Below are 21060 nucleotides of genomic sequence, written 5' to 3' on the forward strand. Positions count from 1 at the left end.
AAGAGGAGGGTGTGTCATTATTCATCGGATTACGCGGAATAAACGGAACCTTAACCACCTTCCTCGGATTACTCACGGATTTTAAACGGAAACTCGACCTGACGGTCGTGGCGATACCCCCTAAAGCTGGAACGCTAATGCGCTAGCCCAATGGCCGTAAGGCCAAATCCGTTTAAATTCCGTGCGTAATCCGTGAAGCAAGAATGTTCCGTTAACTCCGCGCAATCCGATGAAGAAAATCGATAAAGAAAAGAAAAAGAGGGTGTGTCATGGACTTATGACACACCCTCCTCCAAACTTCAGCACATTCTTTTTTATTCCAAATCAAATTCGAAATCGAAGCCGTTTCCTTCGGATTCCTCCTCCTTTTTTGGCTTCGGCTTTGGAGGATTCTTCAGATTACCCTTCTCATCAAACATATTATAGGTGGTGCGGAGCACAATGAACTCGGTGCGGCGGTTGATCTGGTTGCAGATTTCCTGATGTTCCTTGCTCTGCTTCAGGATGAACTCCTGGGTAAGCTCATCGCCCTCCTTGAGCCAAGGATATTTCTCGGTCAGTTTCTTGCGAACCTTCTTTGGTCGCTCCTTGCCATATCCCACAGGGGTAAGGCGCTCCTTCTCGATGCCATGGGCTATCAGATAGTTGACCACCGACTGGGCACGGCGCTGAGACAATCGCTTGTTGTATTCGGCATTGCCCTTGTAGTCGCAATGCGCACTCAACTCGATGGTAACGTTAGGATTCTCCTTGAGCAGTCCTACCAGTTCGTCGAGCGACTTGGTGCTGGCTGGTGTCAGCGTAGCCTTGTCGAAATCGTAGAAGATGTTGTCGATGAGCACAGGGGCGGTGATGGAAGCCAACGGGAACTGGAGTACGTACTCTTTGCTTTCCTTCGCCGAATCCACGCGCAGCTCCTCCTTGTGGTTGAGGAATCCCTTGCAGGATGCCATCACCAGATAATCAACCTTGGTGTTGATAGGCATGGTGAAGGAACCGTCGCTCTTTACAGGCAACTTCTTGTAGGTTCCGTCGTTGCCCACCACCGTAACCTGTGCGGCAGGCAATTCGTAGCCATCCATCTCGTAAACCCAACCCTTCATGGTGGTAACAATCTCCGGATTCTCGAAGGAATAGATGTGGTCGTAGCCGCGTCCATCCTTTCTATTAGATGAGAAGAAACCGCGGTTGTGCGGACCTTCGAAGGTCATTCCGAAATCATCGGCCTCGGAATTCAGCGGATAACCGGGATGGGTTACCTTATATTGCTTGGTTTTCTTATCCACCTTGGCGATGTAGATGTCGAGACCACCCATGCCCACATGACCGTTGCTGCTGAAATAGAGGTCGCCGTTAGGACGGAAGGTAGGGAACATCTCGTCGCCCGGGGTATTGATGGGTTCGCCGAGGTTTTCCACACCACCCAGTCCGGCAGCGGTGATGCGCACACGCCAGATGTCGTATCCGCCTACGCCGCCCGGCATATCTGATACGAAATAGAGCCATTCGCCATCCGGACTGACAGCCGGATGAGCGTAGGTGCTCAGGGTATCCTTGGTGAGTTCCAGTGGATTCGGCTTTCCCCATGCCGCATCCGAGCGGCTGGAGGTGACGATTTGGGCGAATCGGGGAGCAGATGCATCGGTGACGCATTGCGTGAGATACATCTCCCTGCCATCGGGAGCGAAACAGCAGGCTCCCTCGTCGTAGGCGGTGTTGAGGCCCGAGGCGATGGCTTCCGGTTTGCTCCATTTTCCCTTGTCATCCTTTTCAGAAAGGAAGATGTCGCCTGCCTTGGTGCCGGTGATTCCGCTGAGTTCATCGCCCTGCGCCTCGTTGCGGGTAGAGGTGAAATAGAGCTGGTCGGCCTCATCGCCCAGAAGCATCGGCGAATAATCGTCTCTTCGGGAGTTGAACACATCCATCTTCTTCACCTTATATCGGCTTCCTTCCTTCTTCCAGGTAGGGGCGAGCTGTGCTGATTTCAAGCCGTTTCGGGCAAGCACATTGTCGGGAAGCGAATCGACGAGGATTCTGAATTCCTTTTCCGCCTGCTTGTATTCTCCGTTTTTCAGGAGCAGACGGGCGTAAGCCAGACGGTCGTCGATGGAAGCCTGGTTGTAGCGCACGGCGTTGCGATAGGCGGCAATCGCCTTGGGGGTGGAGTTAATCTTGTCGTAGCAGCGCGCCATCTTCAGGGCTATCTTGCCACGGCTGGCACGTTCCTTGGAAGGCGTCTTGGTGTAAGCCTGCTTAAACTGGTCGGCAGCATCGTAGTATTCGCCCAAAGCCAGGAACTTCTCTCCCTTCTTCAGGTTCTTGTCGATGCCGCAACTGATCAGGAGGAGGCAACAGACGGCTGTTGTGATTTGATAAAATCTTATTTGCTTCATAATGGAACAACTTAATTATTTTACAGAACTTTCGCAAGCAACTCTCCCACACGCCCTGAAAGGGCAGAAGCTCCTAGCCCAGGGCATCGCCCTGGGTATAGTAGCAGTCAGCCTGTCGCCCTGTAAGGGCAGAAGCCTTATAAATTGCCTCGTGCTTTGAAGCTTTTGCCCTTACAGGGCGACAGGCTTGCGTCCATGATTACCCAGGGTGCTGCCCTGGGCTAGGAGCTTCTGCCCTTTCAGGGCGTGTGGAGCTTATATGCGAAACTTGAGCTATATCTTATTACATCTGCGAGAATGGCTGGCGATATTGGCAGCCTGATTTCCAGTTGCTGCAACCGTAGGCGGTCTTGCCCTTGATGATGACGCCCTTGCCGCAGAGCGGACATGGCTTGCCTACCATTGGGTCGGCTTCTGGCTTATTTGCTTCTGGCTTCTTGGCTTCAGCGTTCTTTGTTTCAACCTTTTTTGCTTCAGCCTTCTTTGCTTCAGCCTTCTTCGCCGCCGTTTTCTTCTTTTCCGGCTTTTTCTTTAGGTCTTCCTCCGTCATGATGGTGACTCTTCGGCTGCTGTTATCTGATAAGACATCGATGACAATCTGGTTAATCTGCTCTTTCAAACCATTGATGAATTCGGCAGGGTCGTAGGTTTTGTGCTCGATGTCTCGGAGCTTTTTCTCCCAGATACCCGTCAGCTCACAGCTCTTCAGGAGTTCCTCGTGGATGGTGTCGATGAGTTCGATGCCTGTTGGAGTTGCCATCAGATTCTTGCGCTGGCGGCGGATGTAGTGGCGCTTGAAGAGGGTTTCGATGATGCCGGCACGGGAGGATGGACGGCCGATGCCGTTCTCCTTCAAGGCTGCACGAAGTTCCTCGTCTTCCACGAATTTACCCGCTGTCTCCATCGCACGGAGCAGGGTTGCCTCGGTGTAATACTTAGGCGGCGTGGTCCATTTCTCCGTCAGGGTAGGCTGATGGTCGCCCGATTCGCCTTTCACGAAAGAGGGGAGGGTTCTTTCTTCTACCACTTCCTTCTTGGCACCGTTTCCGTTTCCATCGCCTGCATTTCCGCCATCGTTTCCGTTGGCATTATCGGCATCGTCATCATCGGCATTCTTCGCATCCTTGGCATAAACCACTCGCCAGCCTGGTTCCAGAATTTCCTTGCCGCTCACCTTGAACTCTATCTTTTCCGGTTTGGGTCCGTCTTCGTTGATTACCTCGCCCAATACGGTGGTGGTAGAGAATTTACAATCCGGATAGAACACGCTGATGAATCGCTTGGCGATGAGATCATACACGTTCGCCTCCATATCGGTGAGTCCGGTTGGCGGAACACCGGTTGGGATGATGGCGTGGTGGTCGGTCACCTTACTGTTATCGAATACCTTCTTGCTCTTAGGCAACTTCTTTCCGGTGGCGGCGAGCTGCTGGATGAGCGGCAGGTATTTCTGCTGACTGGCTATTCTTGCCTGGCTCACACCATTCAGAATCTGCGGACATTTCGGATAGATATCGTCTGTCAGGAACTGGGTATCTACACGAGGATAAGTGGTGTACTTCTTCTCGTAGAGACTCTGGATAAGCTTCAGCGTAATATCGGCAGAGTAGGCAAACTTCTTGTTGCAATCCACCTGCAGTGAGGTGAGGTCGTAGAGATGAGGGGGTGCCTCGTTTCCCTTCTTCTTGCTTACGTCGGTAACCGTGAAGGGTTTGCCGGCGATGGTGCTGAAAGCCTTCTCGCCTTCCTCCTTGCTGGTAAACTTGCCGCTGGTAGCCGTAAACTGGGTGTCGCGATAGATGGTGGCGAGTACCCAATAAGGTTCGGAAACGAAGTTGTCGATTTCCTTCTGGCGGTTTACGATGAGGGCAAGGGTAGGGGTCTGCACTCTACCGATGCTGAGCACCTGTCGATTCTGACCATATTTTAATGTGTAAAGTCGGGTGGCGTTCATGCCGAGAATCCAGTCGCCGATGGCGCGGGAAAGTCCGGCAAGATAGAGCGACTGATATTCCCCCTGGTCTTTCAGTTCCTGGAATCCCTGCTTGATGGCCTCATCGGTCATGGATGAAATCCACAGTCTCTTGACCGGGCATTTTGCCTGTGCCTTCTGCATCACCCATCTCTGGATGAGTTCTCCTTCCTGTCCGGCGTCACCGCAGTTGATGATGCTGTCGGCAGCCTGCATCAGTTTTTCGATGGTGGCAAACTGCTTCTTGATGCCTTCATCGTTGATGAGCTTGATGCCGAAGCGCTGTGGAATCATCGGCAACGCCGCAAGGCTCCAATGTTTCCACATCGGAGTATAATCATCCGGTTCTTTCAGCTCACAAAGGTGGCCGAAAGTCCATGTTACTTGGTAACCATTACCTTCCATATAACCGTCGCGTGCCGACGTAGCTCCGATGATTCGGGCGATGTCCTTAGCCACGCTAGGTTTCTCTGCTATACAAACTATCATTCTTTATTCTTATTTCTGTTTGCAAAGGTACAATAAAATAATGAGATAGCCATCATTTCGCCTTCTTTTTCTCATGGTGGGGAATAAAAAAGCCCCGTAAGGTTGCTGCCCTGAACCAATGGTCATCTGTTGAAGGGAAAGGACAGAAGCAAGTTTTTGGCAGCACGCCCTGAAAGGGCAGAAGCTCCTAGCCCAGGGCAGCGCCCTGGGTAACCTTATGGCGCAAACAAGTCGCCCTGTAAGGGCAAAAGCTTTAAAATACCTAGCAAATATATAAAGCTTTTGCCCTTACAGGGCGACCTTGCTGATTGTTATCTAACCCAGGGCGCTGCCCTGGGCTAGGAGCTTCTGCCCTTTCAGGGCGTGTGGGTAAATCCTTGCGTGAGATTACTCGTATTCCTGCCAGCTCTTAATCTGAAGCTGATCCTGGCTCAATGTGCAGAATGCCTCGATGAAGGCGGAAGCCAGACGGGCATTGGTGAACAGAGGAATGTTGTGGTCGATGGCGCCACGACGGATTCTGTAACCATTGGTCAACTCACGCTTGGTGTGATTCTTAGGGATATTGACGATGAGGTCGAACTTGTGGTCGGCAATCATCTGCATCACGTTAGGAATATCCTTGTGGTCCTCATCAGGCCATCCTACGGCTGTAGCCTTCACGTTGTTCTCGTTCAGGAACTTCGCTGTGCCGGCAGTAGCGTAGATGGTGTAACCATTCTTCACCAGCGCCTGGGCAGCGTCGAGCAGAGAAGCCTTCTCCTTCGCACCACCGCTTGAAAGCATAATGCCCTTGTCCTTTGAAGGAATCTTGTAGCCGGTGGCAATCAATGAGTTGAGCAATGCCTCTTCGAAAGTATCACCCATACAACCTACCTCACCGGTAGAACTCATATCCACACCCAAAACTGGGTCGGCGTTCTGTAAGCGGGCGAATGAGAACTGTGATGCCTTCACACCCATGCGGTCGATATCGAAGGCAGACTTATCTGGCTTCTGGTATGGAGCGTCGAGCATGATGCGGGTAGCTGTCTCGATGAAGTTGCGCTTCAATACCTTGCTCACGAATGGGAATGAACGGGATGCACGGAGGTTACACTCGATAACCTTTACATCGCGACCCTTAGCCAAATACTGGATATTGAAAGGACCCGAGATGTTGAGCTCCTTGGCAATGGCACGTGAAATCTTCTTGATCTGACGGGCTGTAGCGAAGGAAATCTGCTGAGCAGGGAAGGTCATGGTAGCGTCACCGGAGTGAACACCTGCATACTCTACGTGCTCTGAAATACCATACTCTACAATCTCACCGTTCTGAGCCACACCGTCGAACTCGATTTCATTGGTCTCTGTCATAAACTGAGAGATAACCACTGGGTACTCCTTGGAAACCTCAGATGCTGCCTCCAGGAAGCGACGCAACTCGTCATCGTCGTGGCAAACGTTCATGGCTGCACCAGAAAGAACGTAGGATGGACGAACGAGAACAGGATAGCCTACCTCGTCGATGAACTTCTGAACATCCTCCATTGATGTGAGGGCGCTCCACTTAGGCTGGTCGATGCCCAGCTTATCGAGCATGGCAGAGAACTTACCACGGTTCTCGGCACGGTCGATGTTGACAGGAGATGTACCCAGAATTGGCACAGACTGGCGATGGAGCTTCATAGCCAGATTGTTTGGAATCTGACCACCTACAGAAACAATCACACCACGTGGTGACTCCAGGTCGATGACATCGAGTACACGCTCGAATGAAAGCTCATCGAAGTAGAGACGGTCGCACATATCGTAGTCGGTAGATACAGTCTCCGGGTTGTAGTTGATCATGATTGACTTGTAACCCAACTTGCGGGCTGTGTTGATGGCGTTTACTGAACACCAGTCGAACTCTACGGAAGAACCGATGCGGTAAGCACCCGAACCGAGAACGATGACAGACTTCTCGTTCTTGTAGTAGTTGATGTCGTAACCCTCTACTGCGTAAGTCATGTAGAGATAGTTGGTGAGGTCAGGATGCTCGCTAGCCACAGTAGGGATGCGCTTTACGGCAGGCAGAATGTTCAGCTTCTTGCGCTGGGCACGAACTGCGAGCACCTCCTTCTCCATATTGGTGTTCTGAGTCTTCAATACGAAGCGGCCAATCTGGAAGTCAGAGAAGCCCAATACCTTAGCCTCGCGCAATACCTCGGCAGGAATCTCCTCCAGAGTATTGTATTCAGAAAGCTTGTGCTTGTAATCTACGATATTCTTCATGCGCTCGATGAACCAAGGGTCAATCTTGGTCAGCTCCTCGATGCGCTCGATGGTGTAGCCTTCCTCCAGAGCCTGGGCGATGGCGAAGATACGGAGGTCGGTAGGGTTGGAAAGCTCCTCATCCAGGTTGTCGAACTTGGTGTGATCGTTGCCAACGAAACCGTGCATTCCCTGACCAATCATACGGAGACCCTTCTGGAGCATCTCCTCGAATGAGCGGCCGATAGACATGATTTCGCCTACAGACTTCATGGAAGAACCAATCTTGCGGCTTACACCGGCAAACTTGGTAAGGTCCCAACGAGGAATCTTGCAGATCATATAGTCGAGTGATGGAGCCACATAAGCTGAGTTAGGAGTACCCATCTCGCCAATCTGGTCGAGTGTATAACCGAGGGCAATCTTGGCAGCAACGAAGGCGAGCGGATAACCTGTAGCCTTAGAAGCGAGGGCAGAAGAACGGCTCAAGCGAGCGTTGATCTCGATGATACGGTAGTCGTTGGTCTCAGCATTGAAAGCATACTGGATGTTGCACTCACCCACGATGTTGAGGTGGCGTACGCACTTCACGGCGATGTCCTGCAACATCTTCACCTGCTCGTCGGTGAGAGAACAGGTAGGAGCCACAACGATAGATTCACCCGTGTGAATACCCAGTGGGTCGAAGTTTTCCATAGAGGCAACGGTGAAGCAGCGGTCGTTCGCATCACGGATGCACTCGAACTCAATCTCCTTCCATCCCTTCAGGCTCTCCTCAACGAGTACCTGAGGTGCGAAAGTGAATGCCGATTCAGCAATCTCCTTGAACTCCTCTTCTGTCTTGCAGACACCAGAACCGAGACCACCCAGCGCATAGGCAGAACGGATCATGATAGGGTAGCCGATGTTGCGGGCCGCAGCCACAGCCTCCTCCATGTTCTCGCAAGCGTGGCTTACTGGAACCTTGAGGTCAACCTTGTTAAGCTCCTTTACGAAGAGGTCGCGGTCTTCTGTGTTCATGATAGCCTCGACAGAGGTACCCAGTACGTCTACACCATACTCCTTGAGTACGCCGCTGAGGTAAAGTTCTGTACCCACGTTCAAACCCGTCTGTCCACCCCAAGCCAGCATAATGCCGTCTGGGCGCTCCTTCTTGATAATTTCAGTTACAAAAAAAGGTGTCACCGGCAAGAAGTAAACCTTGTCAGCAATACCTTCACTCGTCTGAATTGTAGCAACATTAGGATTGATAAGGACGGAACTAATACCCTCCTCTCGCAGCGCCTTGAGAGCCTGCGAACCGGAATAGTCAAACTCACCTGCCTGGCCGATCTTCAAAGCACCGGAACCCAGAACGAGGACTTTCTTAAGCTGTTTCTTCATCATGTTATTTAACTATAAGTTTATTTTCTATTTCGGTATGCAAAGATACGCTATTTATTTCGTTTCTCCAAATTTTCTGCAAATCTTTACAGTTAAATAACATGAATTATTCATATTTCTGAGATAAAAGATTCGTCTTTTCCGTTTTTTTTATTACTTTTGCAGCGGCTTATAGTCAATGTAGAATTAGATTAAACAATAGCTTACAAGATAAAGTGATAACAACAATGAAAGTCGGATTATTCGTCCCTTGTTATGTGGATGCTTTATACCCTGAAGCGGGTGTGGCTACATACAAGTTATTAAAGCACTACGGACTGGATGTCGGCTATCCCGAAAAGCAGACTTGCTGCGGTCAGCCGATGGCTAATGCGGGTTTTCAGGACAAGTCGGAGAAGGTCATAGAGACATTTGATGAGCTTTTCAAGGATTACGATTACATCGTAGCTCCTTCAGCTTCATGTGCCGCTTACGTAAAGGTGTATTACCCTAAGATTCTGGAGGGTAAGCACGAGTGTATTTCATCAAAGAAGATTATGGATGTTGTGGAGTTCCTTCACGATGTGCTGAAGGTGGATCATGTGCCGGGCAAATTCCCGCATGTGGTGAGTGTGCACAACAGTTGCCATGGTGTGCGGGAACTGGGCTTGTCGTCTCCGTCTGAGCGACACATCAAGCCGTTCAACAAGATTATCGACCTGTTGAATATGGTGGAAGGCATTACCATCCACGAGCCGGAGCGCAAGGATGAGTGCTGCGGATTCGGCGGTATGTTCTCTATCGAGGAGCCTGCCGTTTCTATCCGAATGGGAGAGGATAAGATCAAGCGCCACATGGCTACGGGTGCCGAATATGTCACCGGACCGGATTCTTCTTGTCTGATGCACATGGCGGGTATTGCCAAGAAGGAGAAGATGCCGATTAAGTTTATCCATGTTGTTCAAATTTTAGCTGCAGGATTATGAGTACAGAACATTCCAAGAGAGCTGCGAAGTTTACGCAGAATGTAGAGAAGACCACCTGGCACGACGCTACCTTCTGGTCTGTTCGTCAGAAGAGAGATAAGATGGCGCAGGAACTTCCTGAGTGGGAAGACCTACGCGAGCATGCGTCTGAAATCAAGATGCATACCATCACCCATCTTGCCGATTACCTCGATATGTTTTCCAAGAACCTGGAGAGCCGTGGGGTAAAGGTGCACTGGGCAAAGGATGCACAGGAGTTTAACGAGATTGTGCTCGGCATTCTGAAAGATCACAATGTGAAGAAGATGGTGAAGTCGAAGTCAATGCTCACCGAGGAGTGCGAGATGAATCCTTACCTGGAGCAGCACGGCATTGACGTGGTGGAGACCGACCTGGGTGAGCGCATCATCCAGCTCCTGCACCAGAAGCCAAGTCACATCGTGATGCCTGCCATCCACCTGAAGCGTGAGGAAGTGGGAAAGATGTTCGAGGAGAAGGGAATCTCCAAGGAAATCGGAAACTACGATCCTACTTATCTGACCCGCTGCGCTCGCCATCATCTGCGCGACCAGTTTATGGAAGCAGGAGCAGGTATGACTGGCTGCAACTTCGGCGTGGCTGCCACTGGCGATTGCGTGGTCTGCACCAACGAGGGTAATGCCGATATGACCACTTCCATGCCTAAGCTCCACATCGTGGCGATGGGTATCGAGAAGCTGGTTCCTGACTATAAGTCACTGGCTGTATTCCAGCGTCTGCTCTGCCGCTGCGGAACCGGTCAGCCTACCACCGCCTTCACTTCTCATTTCCGCCAGGCTCGTCCGGGTGCTGAGATGCATGTGGTATTGGTGGATAATGGCAGAAGCGATATTCTTGCCGACAAGGACCACTGGCAGACCTTGAAGTGCATGCGCTGCGGAGCCTGCATGAATACCTGTCCGGTTTATCGCCGTTCGGGCGGATACAGTTACACCTATTTCATTCCGGGTCCTATCGGTGTGAACCTGGGAATGCTGAAGAATCCTCAGAAGTACAGCGACAATGTTTCTGCCTGCACCTTGTGCTTGTCTTGCGACAATGTCTGCCCTTCCAAGGTGGGCCCTGGTTCTCAGATTTACGCTTGGCGCCAGAGTCTGGAGAGATTGGGCAAGGCTAATCCTGTGAAGAGAGCGATGTCGAATGGTATGAAGTATCTCTTCGATCGTCCTGCGCTCTACACCACCGCCCTGAAGTTTGCTCCGCTTGTCAACCTGGTTCCTGAATGCTGCACGCACTTCAGCAATTGGAATGCGTGGGGTATCGGTCACGCCATGCCTGAGTTTGCGAAGAAGAGTTTTCATCAATTATGGAAGGAGGGTAAGGTAAAATGAAAAAAGAAGATTTCCTGAACAAGTTGCGTAAGAATACGCACGTTCAATTCGATATGCCTGCCGTAGATGTCAAGGGAATCCAGTATGAGGATACCTTGAAGCAGTTTATTGAGATGACTGAGTCTGTGGGAGGTCATGTGATAGAGGCGAAGGAGGGCGAAAGCCTGGATGAACTGGTGAAGAAGGCTTATCCTGAAGCCAAGGTATTTGCCTCTCATCTGCCTGAAATCACCATCGCACAGAAGAATCCTGATACCGTGGCTGAGGCCAACGATCTGAATGGTACCGATGTAGGTGTCGTCCGTGGAGAAGTGGGTGTAGCCGAGAATGGCTGCATCTGGATTCCTCAGACCATGAAGGAGAAAGCCGTGCTTTTCATCTCTGAATATCTCGTCATCGTCTTAGAGAAAGATAAGGTGGTGAACAATATGCACGAGGCTTATGCCCGCATCGAGATGGATCCGAAGTACAATTTCGGTACCTTCATCTCGGGTCCTTCCAAAACTGCCGATATTGAGCAGGCATTGGTGATGGGTGCGCAGGCAGCCAGAGGCGTAACCGTAGTGCTAGTATAAAAAAACAGCTGTTAACTGTTAACTCTGTTAACCCTGTTAACTCCAGCCATAAAAAATCCCGAAGCTCATCATCTTGGTGAACTTCGGGATTTTACATTTTCTTATAATGTCCATTCATAGGTATCATAAACCACTCCTCTTCCTCCAAAACCTTCTTTCTGGTAGATGAGGCTGGTGTTGAGAACCTTTCCTCCTTCTTCATTGGACGTACCGAAATCAAAGTATTTGCAGTTCTTGTAGTCTTCTTGAAGAATCTTTCTGAATATCGCATCGATAGCATGCATGTGCTTGCCTTTTGGGGTGGCTGATATGTACTGGGAATGAGCCACCTGAGGCGTGATGTAAAGTAACGAACCGCCTAGAATCTCTTCTCCCAGTTTGGCTACATAAAGACGTATTTGTTCTGGAAATCTTGATTTCAGCAGCAATATTTCTTCCAGGCTATGCACAGGCTTGGCTTGATAGGTCAGCATCAGGTTGTCTTCCAAAATCTTCCAAAACGCAGCAAAGTCATTGCTTTCTTCAGCGATGATGCCCTCTGTGCGTGCCTTGTTGGCACCATAGTGGCGGTCGCGGCTCCATTTCGGTGGTTGGCTCATGTCGATGACGGAGGCTATGTTGCGTACCGTCAGTTGAGCATGGCATTCCTTGACGATGGCGTATAAATCTTCCTCAGCCGGTATTTGCTGGTAGATCCAGGGTATTGCCTTATAGACTACCTTTTGGAAACCTTCTGATTGCAGGTAGGAGTTGATGGCTACGAAGATGTCGCAAACATCCTTTGCCGAAGCCTTGCCGGTAGTAAGAAGACTCCCGTAGGTTAGCCCCTGGTGGGAATAAAAAGTTTGTCCCGATTGGTTGCCGGGGAGTATGGCGTATAGTTTGCCATCCTTCCATATCATCAGCGAATGGTCTGTGAAACGGTCGCTATGGTAATCCATATACAATCGGTTCAGAAGGAAGGTTCCTTGTTTGGATAATGCCACAAACTGGTTCCATTCCTCTTGATCACTTGTCTTGTTGTATCTTCTAATCTCAAATGCCATTGTTCTCTTTTGCGTATTCCAGGAAATCTTCGAATTCATAGATGTAATCCTCTGCATCGTATAGCTCTGAAGCCAAGACAAAGCAGACCGACCCCGATGAAAAATCGTGGAGGGTGCGCCAGATGCCCGTGTTTACCAGCAGTCCTTGGTCTGGGCGGTTCAGAAGATAGTCTTCCTGTTTTTTTCCGTCGTTCAGGGTCACTGTGAAAGATCCGCTGGCAGCGATGATTACTTCCAGACATTCCTTGTGGGCATGACCGCCACGAGCCGCACCTGCTGGAATATCGTAAGTCCAGTAGGTGCGCTTGATGTCGAACGGCACATCCTTGAAATCCTCCACCTTGGTATGGAAGCCTTCAGATTGATGCGTGTTCTGGAAACTGATGATTTTTCCTATTTCTTTCATGAATCTTATTTCTTCATATAAGGGTCTGTGCCCAATACGGTCTTGGCCAGGCGCTTTGCCTTGTCGCGAAGCTGATTGAGGTCGTCGCCCTTTTCGCCGTAGCAGAGCACTACACCCATTCTTCTGCCCACGTGAGCCTCTGGCTTGCCGAAGATGCGGATGCGGGTGTGGTCTTCCTTCAAGGCATCGAGCATGTTGTAGTTCAATGGCTCGGTGCTTTCCTCTGGCGAGAGGATCACGGCAGAACAGCCGATGTGCTCCAGGTGGATTCCGGCGATAGGCAAGCCCATCACGGCACGGAAGTGGAGCTCAAACTCGCTCAGATTGGTGGTGTGACCGAGGGTAACCATACCCGTATCATGTGGGCGTGGACTCAACTCTGAGAAAATTACTTCGCCCTGCTTGCTCAGGAAGAACTCTACACCCCAGAGTCCGGCACCTGTCAATGCCTTGGTCACTTCGCCGGCAATGTGCTCTGCCTTCTTCAGAGCCTCCTCAGGGAGGTGGAATGGCTGCCAGCTCTCACGGTAGTCGCCGCCCTTCTGTACGTGGCCGATAGGTGGGCAGAAGAGGGTAGGACCATTCTTCTGGGTTACGGTGAGCAGGGTGAACTCAGAGTCGAAATCAATGAATTCCTCGATAATCACTTCCTTCACGTCGCCACGGCCTTCTTCCATCGCCTCCTTGTAAGCCTCCATCAGCTCATCGTCGTTGTGCACATAGCTCTGACCATGGCCGCTGGAGCTCATCAGTGGCTTCACTACGCATGGGAATCCGATTTCATCGGCTGCGTTCTTGAACTCCTCGAAAGTCTTTGCATAGAAATACTTGGCTGTGCGCAGACCCAGTTCCTTGGCAGCCAGGTCGCGGATGGCACGGCGGTTCATGGTGTAGTTCACGGCGCGGGCAGAAGGCACAACCTGGATGCCCTCCTTCTCGAAGTCGAAGAGGCGCTCGGTGCGGATAGCTTCAATCTCAGGCACGATGATGTCTGGGTGATGTTTCTCAACCACTGCGGTCAATGCGTCGCCATCGAGCATCGAGAACACTTCTCGCTCGTCGGCTACCTGCATGGCTGGTGCATTGTCATACTTGTCGCAAGCGATGACATACTGTCCTGCTCGCTTTGCGGCGATGGTGAATTCCTTGCCCAGTTCGCCTGAGCCCAAAAGCATAATCTTCTTCATTTATATGATGTTTAATATTTTATGTCCCTAAAATTAATCACTAATCCCTAATAATTAATCACTAATAATTAATCACTAAGTCCGAACTTTTTTCTGATAAATTCTGCGATAAACTTCTCTGTCTCTTCGATTCCCAGATGGCTGCTGTTGATGCAGAGGTCGTAGCTCTCGCTGTGTCCCCACTTCTTGCCAGTGTAGTAATCGTAGTAGGAGGCGCGCTGTTCCTCGTGGCTTTCGATGAACTTGCGGGCGGTGGCTCTGTCGATGTTCTTTCGCTTGCACACTGCCTTGATGCGGTCGTCGATGTTGGCGGTGATGAAAATATTGATCACATTCTTGTAATCACGCAGCACATAGTCGGCGGTTCTGCCCACAAACACGCAGTTGCCCTCATCGGCAGCCTTTCTGATGGCGTCGCTCTGGAACTTGTACAGGCCTTCCTGCGAGAAGTCGTTGTGATAGAAGTTGTTGTCGTTCAGGAAAGGCAGATGGGAATGGAAGAGAGACTTGAAGAATCCCTTCTGCTCATCGTTCTGCTCGAAGAATTTCTCCGAAAAACCGCTCTCCTTGGCAGCAAGGTTCAGCAGTTCCCGGTCGTAGCACTTGCAACCGAAATCCTCAGCCAGCTTCTCGGCGATGATATGGCCGCCGCTTCCTATCTGGCGACCCACGTTTATGATAATCTTGTTCATAAGCTTAAAAATTTAGCTGTTAACTGTTAACTGTTAACCTTTAACCGTTAACTTTCATGTTTTCTCTATGTTGTCTTTTCAACTTGTTCATGTAGCATACCATCACGATTGCGGCGATGACTGCGGCTGAGAAGTCGGAGATAGGCATACTGTACCATACGCCATCAATATCCCATATCATCGGCAGGAAAGCCAGGAGGGGCAGGAGGATGAGCAACTGTCTCGACAAGGAGAGGAAGATGCTGATCTTCACCTTTCCGATGCACTGGAAGAAGTTGGTGATGACCATCTGGAATCCGATGATCGGGAAGCAGAACATCACCACTCTGATTGCCTTGATGCCCAAGTCTATCAGCTGCTTATCGGTAGTAAACATTCTTGCGCAATAGTAAGGCAGGAACATCGCTATCAGCCATCCCGTCACCATGATGGCGGTGGCGGCAATGATGCTCAGGTTCAGCACGCGCATCAGTCTATCCAGTTTCTGGGCACCATAGTTGTATCCGGCAATAGGCTGCATCCCCTGGTTTACGCCGAACACGAACATTATGAACACCATCGCAATACCGTTGGCTATTCCGTAGGCACCCACCGAGAGGTCGCCTCCAAATTTCACCAGCTGGTTGTTGATGAAGATGACGATGATGCAGGCGCACACGTTCATCAGGAACGGCGAAATGCCAATGGCGAGGATGTTATCTACGAGTTTCCTCTTCAGTTTGTAGATGCCTTTCTTGAAGTGGAGCAGCTCGTTCTTGTTGCTGAAGAGCTTGAACTGCCACATCAGCGCCATCAACTGCGATAGGATGGTGGCGATGGCGGCACCCTGTATTCCCCATTTGAACACGAGGATGAAGAGGGCGTCCAATATCACGTTCATCACCACCGTGAAGATGGTGGCGTACATTGCCTGCTTGGGCTTGCTCGCCGCCCTGAGCAGGGCGTTCATGCCGAAATACATGTGGCTCACCACATTACCCAGCAGGATGATGACCATGTACTCATGAGCATAGATGAGCGTCTGGTCGCTGGCTCCGAAGAATCTCAGGATGGGGTCGAGGAAGAGCAGACAGATGATGCTCAGTCCGATACCGATGATGAGATTCAGTGAAATCGTGTTACCCAGAATGTTTTGCGCTGTGGCATAATCCTTTTGTCCCAACTTCACGCTGATGGCTGTGGACGCTCCCACGCCAACGCCGGCTCCGAAGGCGGCGGTGAGGTTCATGAAGGGGAAGGTGATGGCGAGACCCGAGATGGCCATGGCTCCCACACCCTGACCGATGAATACACGGTCAACAATGTTGTAGAGCGAGGCTGCGGTCATCGCAATCATCGCTGGCAGGGCATACTGAACGAGCAGCTTGCCCACCGGCTTCGTCCCTAATTCTAATGTCGCTTGTTTATTTTCCATTTATATCTGTTTTTTCCTCATAGCCCATCGCCCTGCTCCTTTCAGAAAGCAGCAGCGTCGACTACTTGTCTGCAAAATTACAAAAAATATCTGATACCTTATTATATATATAGGAAAAACTTGCATTTCCTGATAAAAACTTCCCTTTTCTTTTGGCATTCTCATGCAAAATCAGTAATTTTGCATTTTAGAACAGACAACATTTACAATCGAAAGACCGATATAATGATGAAAAGATTTTTGATGCTTTATGCATTCTTACTAACTGCATTTACATTGTTTGCCCACAATAATAGGGTGGCTGGCATCGACATGGTGTCCTACCCAGGCGGCAAATGTATGTTGTTTCGTCTTTACCTCAAGGATAAAGACCTCGACCATAATCCCTATTCGGTGAACCGCCCGGAGGAGTTCCTCTCGGCACGATCCATCGAAAGGCGCAAGCGACAGGGACTTTCTGTCGACCTCACCGACCTGCCCCTGGCTCCTGCCTACGAAAAGGCGGTGGCTGATGCCGGCATCGAGATAGTGGGCAAGAGCAAGTGGAACAACACCCTGCTCATCCGCATCCACAAGGAGAAGGAACTCCGCAAGCTGGACGGCTTCGATTTCATCCGCAAGATGATGAAGGTATTCGTCGCTCCCGATTCCGTGAGCCAGAGAATACGGTCGGGGGTGAGAAAGGAGTTGAACGAATGGGGCAACGGTGCCGGATTCTATGGAGCTGCCGATGCCCAGCTGAAGGCGATGAACGGCAAGCGGCTCCACGAGAACAACCATCAGGGCAGGGGTATGATGATTGCCGTGTTCGATGGCGGATTCATGAATGCGGATAAGATTCCTGCACTGCACGATATCAAGTTGGCGGGCATCAAGGACTTCGTGGTGCCGCAGTCCAAGAACATCTTTTCTGAGATGGAACATGGCACGATGGTGCTTTCTACCATGGCTGCTAATGCGCCTAACTTCTATGTGGGAGTGGCGCCGGAAGCTGAATACCTGCTGATAAGATGCGAGGATGAGCGCACCGAGAGCCTTGCCGAGGAGGATTACTGGGCGAGTGCGGCAGAATATGCCGACAGTTGTGGCGTGGATATCATCAACTCTTCGCTCGGCTATCATGGCTTTGATGATGCTTCGATGAACCATCATTATTATGAGCAGGATGGCAACACCGCTATGATTTCACACACGGCATCGATGTGTGCAGACAAAGGCATCATCTGCGTGAACTCTGCCGGAAATGATGGCATGGGTGCCTGGAAGAAAATCAATTTTCCTGCCGATGCCAAGGATATCCTGACGGTGGGCAGCATCAACGAGCAGGGCACGAATGCGGCATTCAGTGCCGTGGGACCTACGGCGGATGGCAGAATCAAACCGGATGTGATGGCGTATGGCAGTCCTACCTGCGTGATAACGGGCAGGGGCAGCATCATCAACGATAACGGCACCTCGTTCTCATCGCCGCTGATAGCCGGCATGGTAGCCTGTCTCTGGCAGGCGCTTCCCCACAAGACTGCCAAGCAGATTATCAAACTCGTAAGATTGGCAGGCGATAATCAGCAGCATCCCGATAATGTCTTTGGATATGGTGTTCCTGATTTTTGGAAAGCTTATCAGACGGGGAAAGCGATAAAATAGTTAATAGTTAATAGTTTATAGTTTATAGGGCAACTTGCTCTGTTAGCTATAAACTATAAACTTTAAACTGTAAACTTTAAACTATAGACAGTATGGAACGACTTCGATTGTCCCTTTTTGAATTAAACTCGATAGTCAGCGAAATCATTTCGATGTCCTTGCCCGACAGCTATTGGGTGGAAGCGGAACTCTCCGAGGCTCGCGAGGGTTACGGCGGGCACTGCTATCTGGAACTCATCCAGAAAGATGAGCGTTCCAATACGCCGGTAGCCAAGGCTCATGCCAACTGCTGGCGAAACCGCTGGATGCTCATCAAGCCGAATTTCGAGCGGGTTACCGGACAGCGCATTCATGCCGGCATGAAGGTGCTGCTCAAGGTGCACGCCCAGTTTCATGAAAACTATGGCTTCTCTTGGATAGTGGACGATATCGACCCTAACTATACGATGGGCGATATGGCGCGCAAGCGGTTGGAAATCATCAATACGCTGAAGGAAGAAGGCGTCTTCGACCTGCAGAAGGAACTGGTGTTCCCGATGTTCTGCCAGCGCATCGCCGTGATTTCGAGTGCCACTGCCGCCGGATATGGCGATTTCTGCAATCAGCTAGCCGATAATGACTACGGTTTGCAGTTCACCACCCGTCTCTTTCCTGCCACGATGCAGGGTGAGGGAGTGGAGCAGAGCGTCATCGCTGCCCTGGATAGCATCAATGCCGAATGGGAGGAATACGATTGCGTGGTCATCATCCGAGGAGGAGGAGCCACCAGCGACCTTTCGGGCTTCGACACCCTGGCACTGGCCGAGAATGTGGCCAACTTCCCGCTGCCTATCATCACGGGAATAGGTCACGAAAGAGACGAAAGCGTGCTCGATATGATTTCCTACCAGCGTGTCAAAACGCCGACTGCCGCAGCCGCCTTCCTCATCAACCATCTCACTGAGGTCTATGCCCGTGTGATGAATGCGCAGGAAGCCATCGTGCAGAACGTGAAGCACCGCCTGCAGGTAGAGAAGATGAGGCTAGAGAGATTGAGCACCACTATCCCCGTTCAGTTCTCGCTGGTAAAGACTCGTCAGGGAGCCTATCTCGACCGTCTGATGAATCGTCTCACCACGAATCTGCAATCCAGGGTTGCAAATGCCCAGCGCAAGTTCGAAATCATCTCCCAGAATATCCAGCCGGTATTGGAAAGAAAGATGCTCAACGAAAGCCATCGTCTCCAGCTCCTTGAGCAGCGCATCCAGTCGCAAGACCCCGCCCTGCTGCTGAAACGTGGCTACAGCATCACGCTGAAAGATGGCAAGAGCGTCCGCTCCGCCTCGCAGCTGAAATCCGGGGATATTATCGAAACGAAATTCGCCGAAGGCAGCGTGAAGGCAGAAGTAATGAATAATTTATAGTTAACTGAACTTTCGCAAGTATCTCACCCACACGCCCTGAAAGGGCAGAAGCTCCTAGCCCAAGGCAGCGCCCTGGGTAATAAAGGCCGCAATCCTGTCGCCCTGTAAGGGCAAAAGCTTTAAAATATCCACTGTTAACTGTTAACTCCAAAACAAAATGAAACTATGGCAAAAGAAGAAATGAAATACGAGCAAGCCGTAAGAGAGCTTGAACAAATCGTAGAAAGAATGGAGAACGATGAACTCGACATCGACCAGCTCTCCGAACAGTTGAAACGTGCCAAGGTCCTGGTGAAACTCTGCAAGGATAAACTCACCAAGACTGATGAGGAAATCAAGAAGCTGCTCAGCGAAGATTGATTCCTCAAAATGCTATATTCAGGCATAAAAATGGCAAAATCATGCCCGAAAATGGTGTAAACCCATAAAATGATAACGTTTTTATTAAATTTATCGCAAAATAGTTGCAGATTAGTAGAATATTTTGTACTTTTGCAGATAAATATTAGTAGAACATTTTAAAAATAGGATGTTATGAAAGACTTAGATTGGTCTAATTTGTCATTTGGCTATCGCCAGACTGACTACAATGTTCGTTGTTACTATCGCGACGGCAAATGGGGCGAAATAGAAGTTTGCTCTGATGAGTATTTGAAATTGCACATGGCTGCCACCTGCCTGCACTATGGTCAGGAGGCTTTCGAAGGCCTGAAGGCTTACCGTTGTCCAGACGGTAAGGTGCGCGTGTTCCGTATGGACGAGAACGCTGCCCGCTTGCAGAGCACATGCCGTGGTATCCTGATGCCAGAGGTGCCAACAGAACTGTTTGAGGAGATGGTCAAGAAGGTGGTCCGCCTGAACCAGGAGTGGATTCCTACCTACGAGAGTGGTGCTACACTCTATATCCGTCCTTTGCTCATCGGTACAAGTCCTCAGGTGGGTGTGCATCCTTCTAAGGAGTATTGCTTCCTGATTTTCGTAACCCCAGTGGGTCCATACTTCAAGGGTGGATTCTCTACCAACCCATACGTCATCATTCGTGATTTCGACCGCTCTGCTCCTCTCGGAACAGGTATTTATAAGGTGGGTGGTAACTACGCTGCTTCCCTCAGAGCCAACTCTATCGCTCACGAAAAGGGTTACGCCTGCGAGTTCTATCTCGACGCCAAGGAGAAGAAATACATGGATGAGTGTGGTGCTGCCAACTTCTTCGGTATCAAGAACAATACATACGTTACTCCTAAGAGTACCTCTATCCTCCCATCTATCACCAACAAGAGCTTGATGCAGTTGGCTGAGGATTTGGGCATGAAGGTAGAGCGCCGTCAGATTCCTGAGGATGAGCTGGATACTTTCGAGGAGGCTGGTGCATGCGGTACGGCTGCCGTAATCAGTCCTATCAGCTACATCGACGATTTGGATACAGGCAAACGCTACAACTTCGGTAAGAAGCCAGGTCCTATCTCTAAGCACCTGTATGATACCCTCCGTGGAATCCAGTATGGTACCATCGAGGACAAGCACGGTTGGACAACCGTAGTTATCGAGTAATCCGATAGCTTTCGGATAATCCGAGAGTTTCTTTATTGCGTAAAAAACCAATAAGAGATAATTTTTAGATCAGAGCACTTTGAGGAGTTTCCGCTTCTTGGAGTGCTTTTTTATTTTCAATTCTCTCTTCTCTTATCCTCTTTCTCTCTTCTCTTATCTTCTTTCTCTCTGCACTAGGGTTAACAGGGTTAACAGTTAACAGCTGATTTTTCAAGGGTCCCCCTCGCGTACATTATTATATTATAATATATATATACTTCTTTTATAGTAAGGGGAGGGGTAACCATGCATTTTTGGGCTGTTAACTGTTAACCCTGTTAACCCTGCCAACTATC

General features: G+C 50.2%; 15 protein-coding genes. 7 read left to right on the forward strand and 8 right to left on the reverse strand.

Annotation, left to right across the window (positions count from 1 at the left end; translation table 11 throughout):
• Positions 1 to 314 precede the first annotated feature (314 nt).
• The 3 genes from porE to carB all read right to left on the reverse strand — a co-directional run bounded on the left by porE (position 315) and on the right by carB (position 8472).
• Positions 315 to 2393, reverse strand: a complete 2079-nt coding sequence (gene porE, locus V8Z93_RS05750) for a PorE family type IX secretion system protein (RefSeq protein ID WP_439432658.1) — start codon at positions 2391 to 2393, stop codon at positions 315 to 317.
• A gap of 283 nt (positions 2394 to 2676) precedes the next feature.
• Positions 2677 to 4854, reverse strand: coding sequence for a DNA topoisomerase 3 (locus V8Z93_RS05755; protein ID WP_439432659.1), 2178 nt, complete (start codon positions 4852 to 4854; stop codon positions 2677 to 2679).
• A 387-nt stretch (positions 4855 to 5241) separates the two neighbouring features.
• On the reverse strand, positions 5242 to 8472 hold the full coding sequence (carB, locus tag V8Z93_RS05760) for a carbamoyl-phosphate synthase (glutamine-hydrolyzing) large subunit (protein WP_439432831.1): 3231 nt from the start codon (positions 8470 to 8472) through the stop codon (positions 5242 to 5244).
• A 227-nt stretch (positions 8473 to 8699) separates the two neighbouring features.
• On the opposite strand from carB, the gene V8Z93_RS05765 reads away from it, so the two are divergent.
• Genes V8Z93_RS05765 through V8Z93_RS05775 form a run of 3 tightly spaced genes read left to right on the forward strand, consistent with a single transcriptional unit; the run spans position 8700 to position 11382 of the window.
• Positions 8700 to 9437 (forward strand): (Fe-S)-binding protein, encoded by a 738-nt coding sequence (locus tag V8Z93_RS05765; protein WP_117661276.1) that lies wholly within the window; start codon positions 8700 to 8702, stop codon positions 9435 to 9437.
• Positions 9434 to 10807, forward strand: a complete 1374-nt coding sequence (locus V8Z93_RS05770; RefSeq protein ID WP_203041300.1) for a lactate utilization protein B — start codon at positions 9434 to 9436, stop codon at positions 10805 to 10807. The genes V8Z93_RS05765 and V8Z93_RS05770 overlap by 4 nt, the downstream gene beginning before the upstream one ends.
• Positions 10804 to 11382 carry a LutC/YkgG family protein gene (locus V8Z93_RS05775; RefSeq protein ID WP_439432660.1) on the forward strand — a complete coding sequence of 193 codons (579 nt, stop codon included), beginning with the start codon at positions 10804 to 10806 and terminating at the stop codon, positions 11380 to 11382. Before V8Z93_RS05770 ends, V8Z93_RS05775 begins: the two co-directional genes overlap by 4 nt.
• 101 nt (positions 11383 to 11483) lie before the next feature.
• On the opposite strand, the gene V8Z93_RS05780 is transcribed toward V8Z93_RS05775, so the two are convergent.
• From V8Z93_RS05780 to V8Z93_RS05800, 5 genes are all read right to left on the reverse strand, one after another.
• Positions 11484 to 12428, reverse strand: a complete 945-nt coding sequence (locus V8Z93_RS05780; protein WP_439432661.1) for a GNAT family N-acetyltransferase — start codon at positions 12426 to 12428, stop codon at positions 11484 to 11486.
• Complete coding sequence (locus V8Z93_RS05785; RefSeq protein ID WP_203051085.1) at positions 12418 to 12834, reverse strand: sugar 3,4-ketoisomerase; 417 nt, start codon at positions 12832 to 12834, stop codon at positions 12418 to 12420. The genes V8Z93_RS05780 and V8Z93_RS05785 overlap by 11 nt, the downstream gene beginning before the upstream one ends.
• A 5-nt stretch (positions 12835 to 12839) precedes the next feature.
• Positions 12840 to 14021 (reverse strand): formate-dependent phosphoribosylglycinamide formyltransferase, encoded by a 1182-nt coding sequence (gene purT / locus V8Z93_RS05790; RefSeq protein ID WP_218413103.1) that lies wholly within the window; start codon positions 14019 to 14021, stop codon positions 12840 to 12842.
• A gap of 68 nt (positions 14022 to 14089) precedes the next feature.
• Positions 14090 to 14713, reverse strand: coding sequence for an AAA family ATPase (locus V8Z93_RS05795; RefSeq protein ID WP_439432662.1), 624 nt, complete (start codon positions 14711 to 14713; stop codon positions 14090 to 14092).
• Between the two features lie 40 nt (positions 14714 to 14753).
• Positions 14754 to 16127, reverse strand: coding sequence for an MATE family efflux transporter (locus tag V8Z93_RS05800; protein ID WP_439432663.1), 1374 nt, complete (start codon positions 16125 to 16127; stop codon positions 14754 to 14756).
• Between the two features lie 225 nt (positions 16128 to 16352).
• On the opposite strand from V8Z93_RS05800, the gene V8Z93_RS05805 reads away from it, so the two are divergent.
• The 4 genes from V8Z93_RS05805 (at position 16353) to V8Z93_RS05820 (ending at position 20725) form a co-directional block, all read left to right on the forward strand.
• Entirely contained in the window at positions 16353 to 17771 is a 1419-nt protein-coding gene (locus V8Z93_RS05805; protein WP_439432664.1) for a S8 family peptidase, read from the forward strand.
• Between the two features lie 92 nt (positions 17772 to 17863).
• Positions 17864 to 19174: an exodeoxyribonuclease VII large subunit gene (xseA, locus tag V8Z93_RS05810; RefSeq protein ID WP_439432665.1), complete on the forward strand. Its 1311-nt coding sequence runs from the start codon at positions 17864 to 17866 to the stop codon at positions 19172 to 19174.
• Between the two features lie 165 nt (positions 19175 to 19339).
• Entirely contained in the window at positions 19340 to 19534 is a 195-nt protein-coding gene (gene xseB / locus V8Z93_RS05815; RefSeq protein ID WP_203041291.1) for an exodeoxyribonuclease VII small subunit, read from the forward strand.
• Between the two features lie 174 nt (positions 19535 to 19708).
• Positions 19709 to 20725, forward strand: coding sequence for a branched-chain amino acid aminotransferase (locus V8Z93_RS05820; RefSeq protein WP_439432666.1), 1017 nt, complete (start codon positions 19709 to 19711; stop codon positions 20723 to 20725).
• The last annotated feature ends 335 nt before the right edge of the window (positions 20726 to 21060 follow it).

Source organism: Segatella copri (genome assembly GCF_051861805.1).
In the GTDB taxonomy this organism is placed as follows: Bacteria; Bacteroidota; Bacteroidia; order Bacteroidales; family Bacteroidaceae; genus Prevotella; species Prevotella copri_M.